Raw genomic sequence first — 18,819 nt, 5'->3', positions numbered from 1 at the left:
GCTCAGACCAGCAGCGTGAGCAGCGCCCAGATCGGGATCAACGTGGCCACCAGCGAGTCGAGACGGTCCATCAGGCCGCCGTGACCGGGCAGCACGCTGCCCATGTCCTTGACGCCGAGGTCCCGCTTGATCACCGACTCGACGAGGTCGCCCAGCGTCGCGAAGACCACCGCGACCGCGCCGATCAGCACGCCCTTCCACACGGCGCCGCCGAGCAGCCACGCCACCAGCCAGCCGCCGACGGCCATGCAGGCGAGCGCGGAACCCGCGAACCCCTCCCAGGTCTTCTTCGGGCTGATCTTCGGCGACATCTTGTGCTTGCCGAACAGGATGCCCGCGAAGTAGCCGCCGATGTCGCTCGCCACCGTGGTCGCGACGAAGACGACAACCCGGTCCGGCCCCTGGTCGGGATTGGCGAGCAGGAGCGCGACGAACCCGGCGAGCAACGAGGGATAGACCGTGACCAGCAGCGTCGCGGAGATGTCGCGGACGTAGCCTTCCGTGCCCTGGAACATCCGCCAGATCATCAGCACGAGCACGGTCATCGCGAAGGCGCCGACGAGCCACGCGGGCCCGCCCCAGTAGGCGCCGCAGATCATGATGGCCATCCCGGCCAGGACCGGGATCACCGGGACGTCGATGTCCCTGGCCGCGAACGACTTGACGAGCTCCGTCACGCCGATGCCCACCGCCGCGATCACCACGGCGAGGAAGAGCCACTCGACGAGATAGAGGGAGGCGATGATGACCGCTCCCAGACCGGCACCCACCGCGATCGCGACGGGAAGGTTCCGGCCGGTACGGCTACCGCCCGCCGCAGGTTCCACGAGGTCCTACTCTCATGCGAAAATCCTTGTCCCGCGCGGGAGGCCCGGGCGGGACAAGGATCACAAACTCAGACTTCGAGCAGCTCGGCTTCCTTGTGCTTGAGCAGCTCGTCGATCTTGGCGACGTGCCTCTGGGTGAGGTCGTCGAGCTCCTTCTCCGCACGACGCACCTCGTCCTCGCCCGCGTCGCCGTCCTTGACCATCTTGTCGAGGGTCTCCTTGGCGTGACGGCGGATGTTGCGGATGGACACCTTGGACTGCTCCGCCTTGCCGCGGGCGACCTTGATGTACTCCTTGCGGCGCTCCTCGGAGAGCTCGGGGAAGGCAACCCGGATGACCTGGCCGTCGTTGCCCGGGTTGACACCGAGGTCGGAGTTGCGGATCGCCTTCTCGATCGCGGCCATCGAGCCCTTGTCGAAGGGCTGAATGACGACCATACGGGCCTCGGGGACATGGAACGAGGCCAGCTGCTGAATGGGCGTGAGGGCGCCGTAGTACTCAGCGCTGATCTTGTTGAACATCGACGGGGTGGCCCGGCCCGTACGGATGCCGGCGAAGTCGTCCTTCGCCACGGCCACGGCCTTCTCCATCTTTTCTTCGGCTTCGAAGAGAGTTTCGTCAATCACAGCGGCTCCTGCCTTCTCGGTCACTCACCATTCCACACCCGCTTCGCGGAACGCCGTACCATCCGGAGGGATCCCTCCATATGGCCGGTGCCGCCTTCCGCTCCGCTCACCGCGGTCAGGCTCGCTCCCCGTCTTCCGGGGCGCTCACCCTCCTCACTCACATCACGCCAGGCTCCTACGTCGCCTACCGCTCCGCTCGCTCCGTCGGGTTCGCTCCCTGCCTCCAGGTCACTCACCCTCCTCACTCACTTCACGGGAAGCTCCTACGTCGCCCACCGCTCCGCTCGCTCCGTCGGGTTCGCTCCCTGCCTCCAGGTCACTCACCCTCCTCACTCGCATCGCGGGAAGCTCCTTCGTCGCCTTCCGCTCCGCTCGCTCCGTCGGGTTCGCTCCCTATTTCCCTGCTGGACTCACCAGCGTGCCGATCTTCTCACCGCGTACGGCCCGCAGGATGTTGCCCTCACCCATGAGGTCGAAGACCACGATGGGCAGACCGTTGTCCATGCAGAGGCTGATGGCGGTGGCGTCCATGACACCGAGGCCGCGGGTCAGCACCTCACCATATTCGAGGTGGTCGAACCTGACGGCGTCGGGGTTCTTCCTGGGGTCGGCGTCGTAGACACCGTCCACCTGGGTCCCCTTGAGCAGTGCCTGGGCGCCGACCTCGAGCGCGCGCTGGGCGGCGCAGGTGTCGGTCGAGAAGAACGGCGAGCCGAGCCCCGCCCCGAAGATCACCACTCGCCCCTTCTCCAGGTGGCGGATGGCGCGGCGGGGCAGGAAGGGCTCGGCGACCTGCTGCATGGTGATCGCCGTCTGGACGCGGGTGTCGATGCCGCGTTTCTCCAGGAAGTCCTGGAGGGCCAGGCAGTTGATGACCGTGCCGAGCATGCCCATGTAGTCGGCCCTGGCCCGGTCCATCCCGCGCTCGGACATCGCCGCGCCACGGAACATGTTGCCGCCGCCGACCACGACCGCGACCTGGACACCCTCGCGGACCGCCTCGGCGATCGAGTCGGCCAGATGCCCTACGACGCGGGGGTCGATCCCCAGCGGCTCACCCCCGGCGAACGCCTCGCCGGAGAGTTTCAACATGACGCGCTTCCAGCGAAGCGGGCCCGCGTACGACGAAACCGCCGACGTAGCGGGGTCTGATTTCTCCTGCACGGCGGCGGCCTCCTCGTTGTTCTAGCGATGTGGTGAGAGAAGCTGGGTCAAGCCTAAGCCTGCCCAACCTTGTAGCGGACGAAGGCCTGGACCTGGACGCCGTTCTCGGTGGCGAACTTGCCGATGGACTTCTTGTTGTCCTTGACGAAAGCCTGCTCAAGCAGGGTGAAGTCCTTGAACCAGCCGTTGATGCGACCATCGACGATCTTGCTGATGGCGGCCTCGGGCTTGCCCTCCTCGCGGGTCATCTCCTCGAAGAGCGCGCGCTCCTTCTCGACGACGTCGGCGGGGACGGCGGCGGCGTCGAGGTACTTCGGCGCCATCGCGGCGGCGTGCTGCGCGATGTCCTTGGCGACGGCCGCGTTGGCGGTGTCGAGCTGCACCAGGACGCCGACGGTCGGCGGGAGCTGCGGGTCGGTCTTGTGCATGTAGGCGCCGATGAAGCCACCCTCAAGCACCGCGAACCTGCGGATCTCGATCTTCTCGCCGAGCGCGGCGTTGGCCTCGTCCAGCTGCTCCTTGACGGACTTGCCGTCGAGCTCGGACTCCAGCAGGGAGGGCACGTCGGCCGGCTTGGTGGCCAGGATGTGCGCGACGACCTGGGAGGCGAGCTCCTGGAAGCGCTCACCCTTGGCGACGAAGTCGGTCTCGCAGTTGAGCTCAAGCAGCGCGGCGGCGGAGTCGCCGTCCTGCTTGAGGGCGATCAGGCCGTTGGAGGCGGTGCGGGCCTCGCGCTTGCCGACGTCCTTGGCGCCCTTGAGACGCAGGAGCTCGACGGCGCGGTCGAAGTCGCCCTCGGACTCCTCAAGGGCCTTCTTACAGTCCATCATGCCGGCGGCGGTCAGCTCACGAAGCCGCTTGACGTCGGCCATGTTCACGGAAGCCATTGTCTTCTTCCTCGTGGGAATCGTCGTGGATCGGGTGGGTGCCCCCGCGCGGAGCGCACCCACCCGTGAAAGAGCCTTGCGGTTCGTACGGCGGGGCCGTACGAGGTGGGCCTAGGCCTGCTTGTCGGCGTCCTCGGCCTTTTCGGCGTCCTCGGCGGCCGGGGCGGCGACCTCGGCCTCAGCCTCGGCGACCTCGACGGCCTCGACGCTCTCGGCGGTCTCCTCGGCCTCAGCCTCGGCGGCGGGGGCGGCCTCGGTCGCGGCGGCACCCTCGGCACCCGCGAGCAGCTCCTGCTCCCACTCGGCCAGCGGCTCGGCGCCACCGGCGACGGCCGGCTTGTCGTCGCCACGGTTGGCGCCCGCGCGGGCCATGAGGCCGGCGGCGACGGCGTCGGCGACGACGCGGGTCAGCAGACCGACGGCGCGGATGGCGTCGTCGTTACCCGGGATCGGGTAGTCGACCTCGTCCGGGTCGCAGTTGGTGTCGAGGATCGCGACGACCGGGATGTTGAGCTTGCGGGCCTCGCTGATCCCGATGTGCTCCTTCTTGGTGTCCACGACCCACACCGCGCTGGGCACGCGGGACATGTCACGGATACCGCCGAGGGTGCGCTCCAGCTTCTCCTTCTCGCGGCGGCGCATGAGGAGCTCCTTCTTGGTGAGCCCCGAGCCGGCGACGTTGTCGAAGTCGAGCTCCTCAAGCTCCTTCAGACGCTGGAGCCTCTTGTGCACGGTGGAGAAGTTGGTGAGCATGCCACCCAGCCAGCGCTGGTTGACGTACGGCATGCCGACGCGGGCGGCCTGCTCGGCGATGGCCTCCTGCGCCTGCTTCTTCGTGCCGATGAACATGATCGTGCCGCCGTGCGCGACGGTCTCCTTGACGAAGTCGTAGGCCCTGTCGATGTAGGACAGCGACTTCTGCAGGTCGATGATGTAGATGCCGTTGCGCTCGGTGAAGATGAAGCGCTTCATCTTCGGGTTCCAGCGACGGGTCTGGTGACCGAAGTGGACGCCGCTCTCAAGCAGCTGCCGCATGGTGACGACGGGGGTGGACATGTGATTGTCCTCCAGGTCGGAGCGCCCATCTCTGGACGCTGTTCTCGGTTTGACGCGACGGTCCGCGACCGCCGCCCTGATGCTCCGAACCGTCTCCAGCCGGGTTCTCACCCGGACCGATGGACGCGGTTCCTGACGGGGCATGCGAAGTTGGCCCGTGAGTCACAGGCCATCGAAAATTGTACCCTCAGCCGGGCCTCGCGCTGACCTCGGCGGCTCGGCCGCCCCTCACGCGTCGCGGGGAAGACCGTGCGGCCGCCGTACGGCACGGGGGAAGAGGTTCACCTGCGCCTCGGCGACCCTGGCGTCCGCCGGAGCCTCGGCCCGATCCCTCGCGGTGATCCGGTAGGGGGCGAGCAGCTCGTCGATCCGGCGGTTGATCTCCTGCAGCTCCTCGGCGCCGACCAGCAGGATCGTGCGGCTGAACACCGAGGCGTCCCGCCAGTGCCTGGGCTCGCGGTCCAAGGCCGACAGGGCGCGGGCGGCCTCGTCGGCGGCCTGGTCGCGCACGGCCTTGATCAGCAGGTCCTTGGCCGCCCGCACCTCGGGCCTGTCTTCCGGCTCGCGGGTGATGGACATCTTCTCCGAGGAGCCGCGCCACATCCGTTCCCTGCCGTCGCCCCTGGGGGGAGCGTCCTCGGCGAAGCCGTACTTGGCGAGCATGCGCAGGTGGTAGCTGGCCGCGCTCGGGGTGATGCCGACGACCTCGGCGACCTCGGTCGCGGTCGCGGGCCCCTCGACCTGGAGCCGGTTCAGGATCGCCAGCCGCGCGGGGTGGGCGAGGGCTCGCATCGCCACGGGATCGGTGAGCGGCTCACGTGCCTGGGTCATGTGCAAACCGTACCCACAGTCAGATATGAGGATTGCCTTCACAAGTATGAAGGACTATCTTCACAGTTGTGAAGGGAACGCTTCACAACTGCTCCCCCGAAGGTGGTCGTCGTGCTCCAGACCGTCCCGTTGCGCGCCCAGCGTGACTACCGGTTGCTGCTGTCCTCCCGTGCCGTCTCCGAGATCGGCACCGAGATCTCCAGGCTGGCCGTGCCATTGACCGCCGCCGCCCTGCTCGGCGCCTCCCCCGTCCAGATGGGCCTGCTCACCGCCGTCTCCTCACTGCCCTCCCTGATGTTCGGGCTCCAGGCGGGAGTGCTCGCCGACCGGCTCAGACGCCACAGACCGGTCATGGTCGCCTGCGAGGCGGCCTCGGCGATGGCCATGGCCACGATCCCGCTGGCCTGGTTCGCCGGCCTGCTGACCGTGCCGTGGCTGATCGTGACCGCCTTCGTCGTCGGCACCGGAACCACACTCTTCCGCGCGGTGAACTTCCCCCACCTGGCCGTGGTGGTCGACGAGCGGCAGCGGACCGAGGCCCTGGCGGGCCTGCACTCGGTCTTCTCCCTCGCCTCCGTCTGCGGTCCCGGCCTCGCCGGACTGCTCGTGCAGCTTTTCACCGCGCCGTTCGCGATCGTGGCGGACGCGTTGTCCTTCCTGGCCTCGGCGTTCCTGGTCCGGTCGATCAGGGCTCCCGAGAACCACACCCCGGCTCCCCCGCGCGGCCTGTGGACCGAGGTCGGCGAGGGTCTGCGGGCGGTCGTCGGCAATCCCGTGCTCAGGACGCTCTGCGGCTGCGGGGTCGTCATCAACTTCTTCGGGGCCGCCTTCACCGCGGTCTTCGTGCTCTACGCGCTCACCGAGCTCCACCTGCCCGCAGGGCTGATCGGCCTGCTCACCGCGTGCTTCGGCGTCGGCGGCCTGGTGGGTACGGCCCTCACTCCGCGCCTGACCGCGAGGTACGGCGAGCACCGGGTGATCGCGTGTGCCGTCGTCGTCTTCCCGGTCGACTACGTGATCACGGCGACCGCCTCCGGGCCGGTGTGGGCCGCCTTCCCCGCCCTGGCCGTCGGCGGGCTGGTCAGCGGCGTGGCCGTGCTCGCCTTCTCCATCTGCTTCAGCGCCGTCGTCCTGCGGGAGACTCCCGCCCACCTGCGGGGCCGGGTCAACGCGACCAACACCTTCGCCGTCCAGGGGGTGCTGGCCCTCGGCGGCCTCGCGGGCGGCCTGCTCGGTCAGGTGCTCGGGCTGCGGCCCGTCCTGTGGATCGGCGCGGCCGGGGTCGCGCTCACGATCGTGTGGATCCGGCTCTCCCCGATCGGCCGTTCCTCCGCGCCGCGAGCACGATGAGCCCGACGGCCAGCCAGACGATCCCGGCGAGCTTGGCGAGCGGAGCGGCCAGGACGATGATCCAGACCGCGACGAGCCCGCCCAGCACCGGCACGGCCAGGTGCCGCCACAGGTCACGGCTCCCCCGACGAACCCTGAAATATCCCACTACGGAGGCATGCAGCATCGTGAAAGCCGCCAACGCCCCGATGTCCACCACGGAGACCAGCACGTCCAGGCCGTCCGGCCTGCTCGCCGCCCAGACGGAGACGACCAGCGTCACCGCCCCGGCGCTGAGCAGCGCCGCCCTCGGCGTCCCCGACCTCGGATCCACCGTCGAGAGCGCGCGGGGCAGCCCGCCGTCCCTGGCCATGCCGTACAGCAGCCGACCGGCGGCGGCGACCGCGGTCATCGCGGCGAACGCGGGCCCGACCGCCTTGGCGACCTTCATCAGGCCCGCGAGCCAGGGAGCGACCGACTCCTCCACCACGTCGTAGAAGGCCGTGCCCTGCGCGGCGGGGTCGGCGGCCAGTTCCGCCGGGCTCATCGGGGCCAGCAGCCCGGCCAGATAGGTCTGCAGCACGAACAGCGCCCCCGCGACCCCCAGGCAGAGCAGCACCGCCCTGCCGACCTGGCGGGAGTCACCGGTCGTCTCCTCCGCGAACGAGGCGATGGCGTCGAACCCCAGGAAGGACAGCACCGCGACCGAGACGGCCCCGATCACCAGGGCGGTCGTGGTCCCGCCGACCCCCGTGAACGGCGACGCCCACGGCCTGACCGGCCCCTCGGTGACCAGCACCGCCACGGCCATGACCACGAAGAGCGCGAGCACCACGATCTCGGCCAGCAACACGACCAGGCCGACCCTGGCCGCCAGCCGTACCCCCGAGAGGTTCAGCGCCGTGGTGACGGCGAAGGCCAGCGCGGTGAAGGCCCAGGCGGGGACGGAGGGAAAGAGCGCGTGCAGCGCGATCCCGGAGAACAGGTAGGCCACGCTCGGGATGAGCAGGTAGTCGAGCATGATCAACCAGCCCGCGAGGAACCCGGCCGTCGGACCGAGCCCCGCCGTGGCGTAGGCGAACACCGACCCGGCCTTCGGCACGACCCGCGACATCTCGGCATATGACACCGCGGTGAAGGCCATGGCGACCGTGGCGATGACGTAGACGAGCCCGACCGCCCCGGCGCTCTTGGCGTCGAGCACCCCGAAGATGCCGACCGGGGCCAGCGGCCCGATGAACAGCAGCCCGTAGACGATCAGGTCCCGGACCGAGAGCGTACGGCGCAGCCTCGCCCGTGTCTCCACGCCATCCCTCCCCCCTGGACCATCCGTGCCCGTTACGGCGGCTCTCTCACCACCACGCGGGCGGGTGCTCCCCCTGTCTCGGCGGTGGGCTCTCCCAGTACGGCCTGGCACCGTCGATGCTCCCCGGCGCCCTGACGTAGGTGAGCCTCCCGAACGGGCTGTCCATCTCGTCCAGCAGGTCGGCGATCTCCGGCGTCCCTTCTTGTGCTCTGGCGCGGCCGAGCGAGTCCAGCCACAGCGCGGTCCTGGCCAGCGAGACCTCTACCCGCCAGGAGCCGCCCTCCCGTGCGCGGCGCGTCAGGGCGGCCATCGCGCCGAAGGCGGCAAGGTAGCCCGTGGCGTGGTCGAGCGCCTGGGCAGGAAGGGGACGCGGCTCTGTCCCGTCGCCGCCCTCGTGGGCGATACCGCACACCATCTGGACCAGGCTGTCGAATCCCCGCCTGCCCGCCCACGGACCATGCGTGCCATAGGCGGACAGATCTACGCACACGATGCCCGGCCTGATCCTGGCCAGTTCCTCCGGTCCGAAGCCCAGTGCCTCAAGAGCGCCCGGCCGGTAGGACTGCACGAACACGTCCGCCCCGGCCACCAGGTCACGCAGTGCCGAGACTCCTCGCCCGGTTCTCAGGTCGAGGTGGCAGGAGCGCTTGCCGAACGCGGTTCCGACGACCAGCCCGGACACCTCCGGCAGGTGTCCGGCCCCCACCCTGAGCACCCGTGCCCCGTGCGCGGCGAGGGTGCGGGTGGCGACCGGCCCGGCGATCACCCTGGTCAGGTCCAGCACCCGCACCCCGTCCAACGGCCTGTCCGCCGTCCCGCTCGGCGTCTGCGCCTGTCCGTCGCCGATCCTGGTCAGGCTGACGAGCGGCGAGTGCGCGACCGCCGCCCGCTGGGGATGGACCCGCCAGTCGGCCCCGCTCCGCATCCTGGCCGCGCATCCCCCCTCGGCCGTCACCACCTCCTCGACCTCCAGTGCGGTACGGCCCGCACACGCCCTGGTGACGGCCTCACGGTCCGCACCCGGGGACAGCCCGAGGGCGGCCAGGGCGGCGTCACGGTGGTGGTCGAAGTTGCAGTGCAGCCTGACCCAGCCGTCAATGGTCCGGTAGTCGCCGGAGAGGGGCGACCAAGCGGTGGGACGGACCCCGTCGATCATGAAGTGGTGCTCGTCCAGGAAGGCGGCCGCCGCCTCCCTGACGTCCACCTCCGCCCGGTTGCCTCCCCCAAGACCGGCCGCCACCGCGGTCACGGCGCCGACCGAGGCCGCGGCCGCCGTATCGACGCGGAAGACGGACGGCAGCACCGGGTCCCCGCCGGTGACCCGCAGGGGCGGCAACTCGATCCCCGTCTCGGCGCCCAGCCCCCGCACGAGTTCCTCTACGTTCATGTGGCCCTTCGTGGGCGGTCTTCTCTCCCCGAACATGCGACGAAGCCTTGCACCTCCACTTTCCCTGCGAAACCCATACGACCTACTCCTCTCGGGCGCCGGGATCTCCCTTCTGAGAGCTTCGTCCACCCGAGCAACAGCTTTCATGCGGGTTTTCCACAGGCTCGTCGGCTCGGATCCCGTTATCCACAGAACGGGATTCGGCCCCTCGCGGGTGGGGCGAACTGCGCGAAGGTCTGGGACCGGAGGTGGTTTCCATGGCCACGAAGGACGATCTCGGCAGACACGGCGAGCAGCTCGCCGTCGCCTACCTACAGGCCCGCGGCATGCGGGTTCTCGACCGCAACTGGCGATGTTCCGACGGGGAGATCGACGTGGTCGCCCGCGAGGACCACACGCTCGTGGCGGTCGAGGTGAAGACCCGCTCCGGGCGCACCCACGGCACCGCCTTCGAGGCGGTGACCGAGGAGAAGGTCACCCGCCTGCGCAGGCTCGCCGCCAGATGGCAGGACGAGCGGTGTCCCCTGACCGAGCGGTTCGACGCGATCCGCGTCGATGTTGTCGCCCTCGAACGGTTCGCCGGAACCTTCACCATCCGTCACGAACGAGGGATGTGCTGAATGTCCCGCGGATCATCACGTCAGGAGGTGTGAGGAGTGACCGTCGCACGCACCCGGTGCGTCGCCCTGGTCGGGGTGACCGGCCATCCCATCGACGTCGAGGCCGACGTGGGCAGCGGCGTCGCGGGCACGCACCTCATCGGCATGCTGGACACCGCGCTCAGCGAGGCCCGCGACCGGGTCCGCTCCGCAGTGGTCAACAGCCGCCACTCATGGCCGGACGCCCGCATCACCATCAGCCTGTTCCCCGCCAGTCTCCCCAAAAGAGGCAGCATGTTCGACCTCGCCATCGCCGTCGCCTTGCTGGCCGCGGCCGGGGTCGTGCCCGTCGCGAGGGTTGCCGACCCGTTCTTCCTGGGCGAGCTCGGCCTGGACGGCTCGCTGAGACCCCTGCGGGGTGTGCTGCCCGCCGTGCTGGCCGCCGCCGCGGCCGGTGCCCGCACGGTCGTCGTCCCGGTCCGCAACGCCGCGGAGGCCGCCCTCGTCCCCGACGTGACGGTGGTCCCCTTCTCCACCCTGGGCCAGTTGATCGGCTGGTTGCGCGACGACGACCAGACCTGCGCGCCCGTGGCCGAGACCCCCACGCGGAACGGGACCGGCGAGATCACGCGGGCGTGGCCCTCTTCGGCGACCGAGCCGAGAGCGGGCGTCCCCGACCTGGGTGACGTGGCCGGTCAGCCCTTCGCCCGCCGCGCCCTTGAGGTCTGCGCCGCGGGCGGGCACAACCTCTGGATGCTGGGGCCGCCCGGCACCGGCAAGACCATGCTCGCCGAGCGCCTGCCCACCCTCCTGCCCCATCTGGAGCACGAGCAGGCCCTTGAGGTGACCGCCATCCACTCCGTCGCCGGGACGCTGCCCGAGGACCGTCCCCTGCTGGTCAGGCCGCCGTTCGTCGCTCCCCACCACACCGCGACCGTCGCGGCCGTCATCGGCGGAGGCAGCGGGGCGATTCGGCCGGGCGCGGTCTCACTCGCCCACCGGGGCGTCCTCTTCCTCGACGAGGCCCCCGAATACCCGGCGACCGTCCTCGACTCGCTCAGGCAGCCACTTGAGTCCGGCACGGTGACGGTGTCCAGGGCGATGGGATCGGTGACGTTCCCCGCGCGGTTCATGCTGGTCCTCGCGGCCAACCAGTGTCCGTGCGCGCGTCCCGCGGGCCCCGCCGACCCGTGCCGCTGCACCCCGATGGCCCGCAGGCGCTACCTCGCCAGGCTCTCCGGCCCGCTGCTCGACCGTGTCGATGTCAAGATCGCGCTTTACCGTTCGAGCCGCCGCGAGCTCCTCGCCGACCGCCGGTTCATCGAACCGAGCCGGGTGGTGGCCGAGCGGGTCCTCGCCGCCCGCGAACAGGCCGCGAAACGGTTCAGCGGCACGCCGTGGCGGTGCAACGCGGAGGTGTCCGCCCAGGCGCTGCACACCGACTACCGTCCGGCCGCGAAGGCGATGACCCCGCTGCTCCGCTGTCTCGACAGCGGAGAGCTGAGCGCCCGGGGGCTCGACCGGACGCTCAGGGTGGCCTGGACCCTCGCCGACCTCGCGGGAAAGAGCGCGCCCGAGGTCACCGAGACCAACGCGGCGCTCGGACTGTGGCTGGGGGAGGCACGATGAACGACCGTCTCGCACGGGTCATGCTGATGCGGGTGGCGGAGCCCGGCGACGCCGTGATCGGCAGACTCGTCGCCACCCACGGCGCCGAGGGCGCCGTCCGGCGGATCCGCCGTGGTCATCCGGACCCCGACCTCGTCCGCTGGTTCGCGGAAACCCACCGTCCGAGCTCACCGGACACACGAGGCAGCCACCTCGCCCGCCCTGGCCCTGGTCTCCCTGGTGGTCGGAACGGTCACGCCGTCGGCTCACCGATCACCCGGAGAGCACCCGGCCCCGGACACCCCGCCTGGAAACCCACGACGAACGAAACAGGAGATGACGATGCCGCCTTCGAGCCTGATGACCGCGGTGCCCGTTCTGGGCCGGGCGACGTTCCTCGGACACACGTCACGGGCCCGGAAGGTCGGGATGCTGGCGTTCCTCTCGGGCCGGGGAGCCCTCACGAGACGTGGGCCGATCTGCCGGGTGACCATGATGACCGTCCTGGGAGGCGAGCCGGTCAGGGGCCGCTGGACGGGACGAGGAGTGATGGTGTCCGTCCGAGGCCGGGTGATGATCCTGGGATGGGCGCGGGAGAACACGATCCCCACGGCGTCCAGGGCCTCCGGGAGGTCTCGCAGCGCGGTCCCCGTGTCGAGGCACGGACCGGTTCCGACCATCCGGGTGTTCCGGGGAGCCCTCACGATTCCCGCCGGGGGCCGGCAGACCTCTCCCCCGGCCGTCACGGGAGTCCGCCGCCCCGGCACCGGAGCCCTTCGTCCAGGGCGGGTGACGAACAGGCCGTTGAACGGCTCAGCCGGATGTTCTCCTCATGGGCGGCCCGCCTGGAGACGGCCGACCCCACCTGGGACCTCGCCGAAGGAGAGCGGCGCGGGGCACGGCTGGTCATCCCCGGAGATTCCGAATGGCCGACCCAGTTGAACGACCTCGAAGACCGCGCTCCCTATGCCCTGTGGCTCCACGGCGAGGCGAACCTCCGCTTCTCCTGCCTGCGGTCCGTCGCCATCGTCGGCTCCCGGGCCGCGACGCCGTACGGCGCGCACCTGGCGGCGGAGTTCGGCGCCGGGCTCGGCGAACGCGGCTGGAGCATCGTCTCCGGGGGCGCCTACGGCATAGACGGGGCGGCTCATCGCGGTGCCCTCGACGGCGGGGCGCCGACCGTCGTGGTGCTGGCCTGCGGCACGGACGTCGCCTATCCCAGTGCCCATCACGATCTGTTCGCGGCCGTGCGTGCGCAGGGGCTCCTGGTGAGTGAGTGCCCGATGGGCGTCCGTCCCGTCCGGCCGCGATTCCTGATCCGCAACCGGCTCATCGCCGCCCTGTCACGGGGAAGCCTGGTGATCGAGGCGGCCGTGCGCAGCGGAGCGTTGAACACCGCCGGACACGCCGCCTCGCTGAACCGTGTCGTGGCCGCCGTTCCCGGCCCGGTCACCTCGGAGATGTCAGCCGGGTGCCATCGGCTGATCCGCCAGGGTTCGGCGGTCTGTGTCACCACCCCGGAGGAGATGATCGAGCTTGTCGGCGTGATGGGTGACGATCTCGCTCCCGAGCTTCGCGGCCCCGTGCTCCCCCGTGACCGGCTGGATCCGGAGACCCGCCGGGTGCTGGAGGCCATGCCGGTCCGCGCGGGAGTCGGCCCGGCCGTGATAGCGACGGCCGCGGGCGTCGATCTGGAGACCGTGCTGTCCTGCCTGGGCGGCCTAGCCGCGGCCGGATACGTCGAACGCGTCGCGAAAGGCTGGCGACTACGCCCAGACCGACCCCCCAGACAGGTCGCCGGAAAGCCAGCGGGAGGTGTCACTGAGGAACCGGCGGGAGGCTAGCGGGAAACCGGCAGGAGGCGTCGCCGGGAAACAGGCGGAAGGCCGGGAGGCTAGGTGGAGACCGCCGCCACGGCGGTGATCTCCACGAGCTGGCCGGTGTATCCCAGGCAGGAGACGCCCAGCAGGGTCGAGGTGTGTGGTCCCTCCGCGAGATCGGATTCACGCACGACCTGCCACACCTGGCCGAGGGTTTCGGGAGTGTCCGCCACCACGTAGACGGTGCTGGACAGCACATGGCTCAGATCGCTGCCCGCCTCCCGCAACGCGGTCCGCAGATTGGCCAGCACCTGGCGGGTCTGCGCGACGGGGTCACCGGCTCCGACGAGGCCACCGTCCTCGTCCAGGGGTACGGCACCGGCCATGAAGACCAGTCGCTGACCGGCTTCGACCACGACCGCGTGCGCGTAGTCCGGGGGCGGAAACAGCCCCGGGACGGTCATTCGACGGATCATCACACTCCTGATGAACTCTGGAGGGCCACTGCTGGCCTTCTGGGAGGGGGAGACATCGCTGGGCTTTCGGGATGGGCGAGCTTTTCGGGATGGGTGGACCTGGCTGAGCTTCCGGGATGGGTCGACACGGTGCTGGGCGACATCCGTTCCTGGGACGTCACTCCCGTGACACCGCTTCCAGGAAGTCGTCCCCAGGTTCCAGGAGGACGCCCCCAGGACCTTGGGCTTTGACAGGAAAGATCGGGTTTCGTCGATCGCCTGAGAGGTGATCACCGACGGGGACGTTCATGCCCACCCGAGAACGCGAGCGCAAACACGACCACGAACCACAGGCACTGCGTCTTCAGCCCCATGCCCCAGGTCGCCGACCAGGCCTCAGAGCCATGGTTCAGGTCACCAACGGTCACTTTCGCAGGCTCCGGCTGCGTGGAGCTCAGTTGTAGGGCTGTAGGGGTCCGGCGCTCTCCTCACCGTAGGGTCTACGTCCTGCCACCCGTAGACCTCGGATGCTCTTGTCTACAGGCTCCTATGGGCCTCTGGCGCGCTCGACCAGCCTCCTGACATGCCGATTCCCCCACGCATCACCTCCACAACCTCCCGACACACCAGGACCCCGATATGTCGGTTTTCTGGCGTCCCGGCACGTTGATGATTGCCATCCCCGGTCTCAATGTCATCCGGTTTTCCCGCGCCACACCCCCACTCGGCGCTCCTCCGTGCTCTACCTCCCCGATAATTCCCCGCATCCCTGGACGGCTCCCGCATCCCGACGATCACTGAGACCCGAAGCGACCACTTCCTTCACGCCCTCGGGCCCGGCCAACCCTCCTCATGCCCGCCAAGCACTGACGATCCGCTGTCCCCCACACTCACCCCGGCACGGACGGGCCCAGCCCACGACAGGACACGGGGCACTCACGGTCCCGAGGGCCAGAGCGGGAGCAGCCTTACCTGTCCCCGTCCCAACAAGAGAAGTGGGTCGAGGTAGGAACGGCCCCGTAACAGGCCCCAGTGCAGGCAGGCCGTACGGCAGTGCCCGGGAAGGTCCTGGACGACGCCGATGACCTCGCCCCGGCTCACCGTCTGGCCGCGCCGTACCGAGGGATGGACCGGCAGATAGGTCGTCCGCAGGCCGTCGGAGTGAAGCACCGTCACCACCGCCCGTCCGGCGAGCGGTCCCGCGTAGCCGATCGTCCCCGCCCCGGCCGCGTGCACCTCCGCGCCGGGGGTCGTGGCGAGATCGGTTCCCCTGTGGCCCGCCAGCCACGGCTGGGCCGGAGGGGCGAAGTCCCGGAGCACGACGGGGCGCCCCGTGAGCGGCCAAATCCACCGGGTGGAGAGGACGTCGGGGACCGTGCTCCGCAGGCCCCCGGCCGCCGGGAGGGCGAACAGGGGCAGCGCCAGCAGGATGACGAGGAAAGATCTCACGCGTTCGAGGATGCTCGTTTCCAGCCCATCGCGATGGACCGAACGGCGTTCTGTGGATAAACACCGGGCTCCCCGCCTGGAAGACGCCTTGTCCCACAAGTTCGCTCCTCAGGAGGAGTCACCCCCTGCGCACAGTCGCCCTCCTTGGAAGACGCTGCGCCCCGCGAACACCACTGCCCCGGAAGGCACCAGGGCTTCCTCCTTGGAAGAGGCCACCCCCACCCTTCCTGGGAGACACAGCGCCCTGCGAGCGCCCCCGTCTCGGAAGTTACTGCGCTCTACGGGTACTTGGGAGACACCGTTCCCCATGAGCAGGTCCCTGGAGCCGGAACCAGAGCCAGAAGAGGACACATCACTCTTTATCGGCAGAAATCCCCCGTCGAAGAACGCCGCGCCGACAGGAACCCACCCAAACACCAGCCCCCGGAACCCTCGATACAAGCCCCTGGCGCCACGGCAGCCGACTCCACCACCGCGCCGGACCCCAGCCCAGAACCCTCGATCCCCAGCACGACACAACCAAGGAGCCCGGAGAGAGTTCAGCAGCAAGGGCGGAAGCCACGCCACCCACACCGAACCCACCAGCAAGCCCCAAAGCCAGCAAGCCCCAGGCGAAGAACCCTCCCACCCCAACCCCAAAGGCATCCAAATCGCCCAATAAAGCATAAGAGGCGACAAAACACCCCCCAAGCACAAGGGGCCCCAGAAGCACCCAGGAAGCCTCAGAAGGGGAAAACGGAACGCGAGCTCAGTTCGAGAAGCCCTCCTTGGGCATCTCCAGGTCGGGCTTGGCGAGTTCCTCGACGTTGACGTCCTTGAAGGTCACCACCCGGACGTTCTTCACGAACCTCGCAGGTCGATACATGTCCCAGACCCAGGCGTCCTGCATCTTCACGTCGAAGAACACGTCACCGTTCTCAGCGGTACGGACGTCCAGATCGACCGAGTTCGTGAGGTAGAAACGCCGCTCGGTCTCGACCACGTAGGTGAACAGACCGACGACGTCGCGGTACTCACGGTAAAGCTGCAGCTCCATCTCGGTCTCGTATTTCTCGAGATCCTCTGCGCTCATACCGGTCCTCCTGTCGCGCGCCCTTCCCGGGTCGCCTGATCAGACGACACCGGCCCCCATTTCATTCTCACCCATCACCTCACCCGGCCCGGACCTCGCCACCGTCGCGAACGAGAAACGGTGGTCGGGGCACGGGCCGTACATCTCCAGTGCTCTGCGATGATCCACGGTGCCATACCCCTTGTGCTCCGCGAAGCCGTACACGGGATGGCGTTCGTGGAGTGCGATCATCATTCTGTCGCGTGTCACCTTCGCCACGATCGACGCCGCCGCGACACAGGCGGCGACCTGGTCCCCCTTCCAGACACCCAGCGAGGGCACCGGCAGGCCGGGAACGGGGAAACCGTCGGTGAGCACGTAGCCGGGGTGGCACGACAACCGTGCCACGGCCCGGCGCATTCCCTCGATGTTCGACCTGTGCAGGCCGCGCGTGTCGATCTCCTTCGGTGAGATCGTCACCACGCTGAAAGACCTGGCCGTCGCCATGATCCGGTCATACAGCGCCTCGCGCCGGGCGGGCGTCAGCATCTTGGAGTCACCGAGTCCCTCGATCCTGCGTCCGAGGATGACCGCCGCGATCACCAGTGGCCCCGCACAGGCTCCCCGACCGGCCTCGTCAACCCCGGCGACCGGTCCAAGGCCGCGACGGGCGAGAGCCCGCTCATAGCCGTACAGGCCCAGGTCACGCCGGACCACACTGGGCAGGGGGCGAAACCCATCGGGGCGGGACCCGGTCGGGCGGAACGCAATCGTCATCGCACCACGGCAGACATAGCGACCATGAGCAGAGAGTACGCCCCATCTGGACCATTCGGTACCGCTATCTCAGCTTGGTGAAGATCTCCGGCGTGGAGAGTAGTCCCATCCTGGAGAACGGCCAGTAGATCATGAAGGCCCGGCCGATGACCGCCTTCTCCGAGATCGTGCCCTCTCCCTCCTGCTCCTCGTGCGTCCGGGAGTCCGCGGAGGCCGAACGATGGTCACCCATGACCCACAGCCTCCCCTTCGGGACGACCTTCTCGAACTTCTCACCGGAGGGGAAGTCGTCGGGATGGAGGTAGGCCTTCTCGTCGAGCGGCACCCCGTTCACGGTGATCCGTCCCTGGGCGTCACAGCACTTCACCGTGTCACCACCGACCGCGATGACCCGTTTGATGGTGTCCTCGCCCTGCCAGCCCTTGAAGACGACCACGTCACCGCGGTCGGGCGTGCCGTACAGCTTGTTGACGAACACCCGGTCGCCGACGATCAGGGTGTTCTCCATCGACTCCGACGGGATGGAGAAGGAGCCCAGCACGAAGAGGCGCAGCAGCAGCGCCACGAGCACACCGCCCACCAACAGGAGCGACGACTCGATCAGACTCTTCCTCTTCGATTTCCGAACCGGCTTAGACTTCCGAACCGGCTGGGGGGAGGGCTCGTCCTCGGGGGTGACGGGCCTGTTCTCGGGTTCCACGGTCATGGGGTACGGCTACCGCCTCGAACGTCGGCGTCGCCGCCACAGCACCAGGGGAACGGCCCCCGCGAAACCGGCCACGAAGGGAGCTGCCTCCCCCGCCGCGACGGCGGCCTTGAGGGCCGACTGGTTGAAGGTGCTGGGGATGGGGATGGTCTCGGCCCTGGAGAAGGGCCAGACGATCACGAAGGCCCGGCCGATGACCTTGTCGATGGGGATGCTCCCGCCACCGGGATCCCCCGTGTGCAGGCGGGAGTCGAGGGAGACGGACCTGTGGTCGCCCATCACCCACAGGTGGCCGGGCGGGACCTTCGCGCTGAAGGTCCGGTCGGAGGGGACGTCGCCGGGGTGGAGGTAGGCCTTCTCGTCGAGCGGCACCCCGTTCACCGTGACCCGTCCCTGGGCGTCACAGCACTTCACCGTGTCGCCGGGCACGCCGATGACCCGTTTGATGTAGTCCTTCTCGCCGGGGACGACGCCGAAGGCGGCACCGGCCCACCGGAAGAAGGCGGCCACCGGGTTGGCGGGCTCCTCGAAGCGCACCTCACCGTCCCAGGAGTCGACGCCGGAGAAGACCACCACGTCGCCGCGCTCGATGTCGCGGACCCGGTAGACGAGCTTGTTCACCAGAACACGGTCGTTGACCAGGAGGGTGTTCTCCATCGACTCCGACGGGATGTAGAACGCCTGGACCACGAAGGTCTTGATGACGAGCGCGAGCACCAACGCGACGACGATCAGGACGGGGAGCTCCTTCCAGAAGGCCCCCTTCTTCTTGCCGTCGCCGTCGGCCCGCTCGTCCCGGCCACCTTCGGCGTTCGTCTGGGTCTCTCCGGCGATCACGCCCACCTCGTCCTCGACAGGTCCACGCGAGGCTGCGCCGGACTCCCGGTCTTCGCTAGTCATCGGTGACGAGCCTAGATGATGGAAACCGCCGGTCAGGCGCC

Annotated in this window: 18 protein-coding genes; 4 read left to right on the top strand and 14 right to left on the bottom strand. The window is 69.2% G+C overall.

What is annotated here, in order from left to right:
• Positions 1 to 2: 2 nt before the first annotated feature.
• The 6 genes from FHS44_RS08745 to FHS44_RS08720 form a co-directional block, all read right to left on the bottom strand.
• Positions 3 to 827, bottom strand: coding sequence for a phosphatidate cytidylyltransferase (locus tag FHS44_RS08745; RefSeq protein ID WP_312863572.1), 825 nt, complete (start codon positions 825 to 827; stop codon positions 3 to 5).
• Between the two features lie 68 nt (positions 828 to 895).
• Positions 896 to 1,453 (bottom strand): ribosome recycling factor, encoded by a 558-nt coding sequence (gene frr, locus FHS44_RS08740; protein WP_184713319.1) that lies wholly within the window; start codon positions 1,451 to 1,453, stop codon positions 896 to 898.
• Positions 1,454 to 1,846: 393 nt separating this feature from the next.
• Entirely contained in the window at positions 1,847 to 2,545 is a 699-nt protein-coding gene (gene pyrH, locus FHS44_RS08735; RefSeq protein ID WP_221460386.1) for a UMP kinase, read from the bottom strand.
• A 125-nt stretch (positions 2,546 to 2,670) separates the two neighbouring features.
• The gene (tsf, locus tag FHS44_RS08730; protein ID WP_184713317.1) at positions 2,671 to 3,504 is read right to left on the bottom strand and encodes a translation elongation factor Ts; all 834 of its coding nucleotides are present in this window, start codon (positions 3,502 to 3,504) and stop codon (positions 2,671 to 2,673) included.
• Between the two features lie 111 nt (positions 3,505 to 3,615).
• Positions 3,616 to 4,560, bottom strand: coding sequence for a 30S ribosomal protein S2 (gene rpsB / locus FHS44_RS08725; protein WP_184713316.1), 945 nt, complete (start codon positions 4,558 to 4,560; stop codon positions 3,616 to 3,618).
• A 228-nt stretch (positions 4,561 to 4,788) separates the two neighbouring features.
• Positions 4,789 to 5,391 (bottom strand): ArsR/SmtB family transcription factor, encoded by a 603-nt coding sequence (locus FHS44_RS08720; RefSeq protein WP_184713315.1) that lies wholly within the window; start codon positions 5,389 to 5,391, stop codon positions 4,789 to 4,791.
• Positions 5,392 to 5,502: 111 nt separating this feature from the next.
• Here FHS44_RS08720 and FHS44_RS08715 point away from each other — a divergent pair, with 111 nt between their 5' ends.
• Positions 5,503 to 6,741 (top strand): MFS transporter, encoded by a 1,239-nt coding sequence (locus FHS44_RS08715; RefSeq protein ID WP_184713314.1) that lies wholly within the window; start codon positions 5,503 to 5,505, stop codon positions 6,739 to 6,741.
• Here the strand turns inward: FHS44_RS08715 and FHS44_RS08710 are convergent.
• The gene (locus FHS44_RS08710; RefSeq protein ID WP_184713313.1) at positions 6,680 to 8,026 is read right to left on the bottom strand and encodes an APC family permease; all 1,347 of its coding nucleotides are present in this window, start codon (positions 8,024 to 8,026) and stop codon (positions 6,680 to 6,682) included. The genes FHS44_RS08715 and FHS44_RS08710 overlap by 62 nt on opposite strands.
• Before the next feature lie 46 nt (positions 8,027 to 8,072).
• A complete protein-coding gene (locus tag FHS44_RS08705) occupies positions 8,073 to 9,413 on the bottom strand; it encodes a CoA transferase (RefSeq protein WP_184713312.1) in 1,341 nt (446 codons plus the stop codon).
• 257 nt (positions 9,414 to 9,670) lie between these two features.
• Here FHS44_RS08705 and FHS44_RS08700 point away from each other — a divergent pair, with 257 nt between their 5' ends.
• From FHS44_RS08700 to dprA, 3 genes are all read left to right on the top strand, one after another.
• Entirely contained in the window at positions 9,671 to 10,033 is a 363-nt protein-coding gene (locus tag FHS44_RS08700) for a YraN family protein (RefSeq protein WP_184713311.1), read from the top strand.
• 36 nt (positions 10,034 to 10,069) lie between these two features.
• The gene (locus tag FHS44_RS08695; protein WP_184713310.1) at positions 10,070 to 11,641 is read left to right on the top strand and encodes a YifB family Mg chelatase-like AAA ATPase; all 1,572 of its coding nucleotides are present in this window, start codon (positions 10,070 to 10,072) and stop codon (positions 11,639 to 11,641) included.
• A gap of 800 nt (positions 11,642 to 12,441) precedes the next feature.
• The gene (gene dprA / locus FHS44_RS08690) at positions 12,442 to 13,464 is read left to right on the top strand and encodes a DNA-processing protein DprA (protein ID WP_246435122.1); all 1,023 of its coding nucleotides are present in this window, start codon (positions 12,442 to 12,444) and stop codon (positions 13,462 to 13,464) included.
• Positions 13,465 to 13,514: 50 nt separating this feature from the next.
• Here the strand turns inward: dprA and FHS44_RS08685 are convergent, their stop codons facing one another.
• The 6 genes from FHS44_RS08685 to lepB (FHS44_RS08660) all read right to left on the bottom strand — a co-directional run bounded on the left by FHS44_RS08685 (position 13,515) and on the right by lepB (FHS44_RS08660) (position 18,778).
• A complete protein-coding gene (locus FHS44_RS08685) occupies positions 13,515 to 13,916 on the bottom strand; it encodes a RidA family protein (protein ID WP_184713309.1) in 402 nt (133 codons plus the stop codon).
• A 915-nt stretch (positions 13,917 to 14,831) separates the two neighbouring features.
• Positions 14,832 to 15,344: a murein hydrolase activator EnvC family protein gene (locus FHS44_RS08680; RefSeq protein ID WP_312863571.1), complete on the bottom strand. Its 513-nt coding sequence runs from the start codon at positions 15,342 to 15,344 to the stop codon at positions 14,832 to 14,834.
• 748 nt (positions 15,345 to 16,092) lie between these two features.
• A complete protein-coding gene (locus tag FHS44_RS08675) occupies positions 16,093 to 16,416 on the bottom strand; it encodes a DUF2469 domain-containing protein (RefSeq protein ID WP_012888569.1) in 324 nt (107 codons plus the stop codon).
• Between the two features lie 39 nt (positions 16,417 to 16,455).
• Positions 16,456 to 17,172, bottom strand: coding sequence for a ribonuclease HII (locus tag FHS44_RS08670; protein WP_184713308.1), 717 nt, complete (start codon positions 17,170 to 17,172; stop codon positions 16,456 to 16,458).
• A gap of 64 nt (positions 17,173 to 17,236) precedes the next feature.
• Positions 17,237 to 17,878, bottom strand: coding sequence for a signal peptidase I (lepB, locus tag FHS44_RS08665; RefSeq protein ID WP_184713307.1), 642 nt, complete (start codon positions 17,876 to 17,878; stop codon positions 17,237 to 17,239).
• A 9-nt stretch (positions 17,879 to 17,887) separates the two neighbouring features.
• Positions 17,888 to 18,778 carry a signal peptidase I gene (gene lepB / locus FHS44_RS08660; protein WP_184713306.1) on the bottom strand — a complete coding sequence of 297 codons (891 nt, stop codon included), beginning with the start codon at positions 18,776 to 18,778 and terminating at the stop codon, positions 17,888 to 17,890.
• Positions 18,779 to 18,819 lie beyond the last annotated feature (41 nt).

The sequence above is a fragment of the Streptosporangium saharense genome, assembly GCF_014203715.1.
Lineage (GTDB): Bacteria > Actinomycetota > Actinomycetes > Streptosporangiales > Streptosporangiaceae > Streptosporangium > Streptosporangium saharense.
This window is presented reverse-complemented; position numbering and strand designations above follow the sequence as displayed.

What these genes read in the sequence shown, in the direction of transcription:
- pyrH (WP_221460386.1), bottom strand. Translation starts at nt 2,545, where the DNA reads ATGTTGAAACTCTCCGGCGAGGCGTTCGCCGGGGGTGAGCCGCTGGGG.
- tsf (WP_184713317.1), bottom strand. Translation starts at nt 3,504, where the DNA reads ATGGCTTCCGTGAACATGGCCGACGTCAAGCGGCTTCGTGAGCTGACC.
- rpsB (WP_184713316.1), bottom strand. Translation starts at nt 4,560, where the DNA reads ATGTCCACCCCCGTCGTCACCATGCGGCAGCTGCTTGAGAGCGGCGTC.
- FHS44_RS08720 (WP_184713315.1), bottom strand. Translation starts at nt 5,391, where the DNA reads ATGACCCAGGCACGTGAGCCGCTCACCGATCCCGTGGCGATGCGAGCC.
- FHS44_RS08705 (WP_184713312.1), bottom strand. Translation starts at nt 9,413, where the DNA reads ATGAACGTAGAGGAACTCGTGCGGGGGCTGGGCGCCGAGACGGGGATC.
- FHS44_RS08700 (WP_184713311.1), top strand. Translation starts at nt 9,671, where the DNA reads ATGGCCACGAAGGACGATCTCGGCAGACACGGCGAGCAGCTCGCCGTC.
- dprA (WP_246435122.1), top strand. Translation starts at nt 12,442, where the DNA reads ATGTTCTCCTCATGGGCGGCCCGCCTGGAGACGGCCGACCCCACCTGG.
- FHS44_RS08685 (WP_184713309.1), bottom strand. Translation starts at nt 13,916, where the DNA reads ATGATCCGTCGAATGACCGTCCCGGGGCTGTTTCCGCCCCCGGACTAC.
- FHS44_RS08675 (WP_012888569.1), bottom strand. Translation starts at nt 16,416, where the DNA reads ATGAGCGCAGAGGATCTCGAGAAATACGAGACCGAGATGGAGCTGCAG.
- FHS44_RS08670 (WP_184713308.1), bottom strand. Translation starts at nt 17,172, where the DNA reads ATGACGATTGCGTTCCGCCCGACCGGGTCCCGCCCCGATGGGTTTCGC.
- lepB (WP_184713307.1), bottom strand. Translation starts at nt 17,878, where the DNA reads ATGACCGTGGAACCCGAGAACAGGCCCGTCACCCCCGAGGACGAGCCC.
- lepB (WP_184713306.1), bottom strand. Translation starts at nt 18,778, where the DNA reads ATGACTAGCGAAGACCGGGAGTCCGGCGCAGCCTCGCGTGGACCTGTC.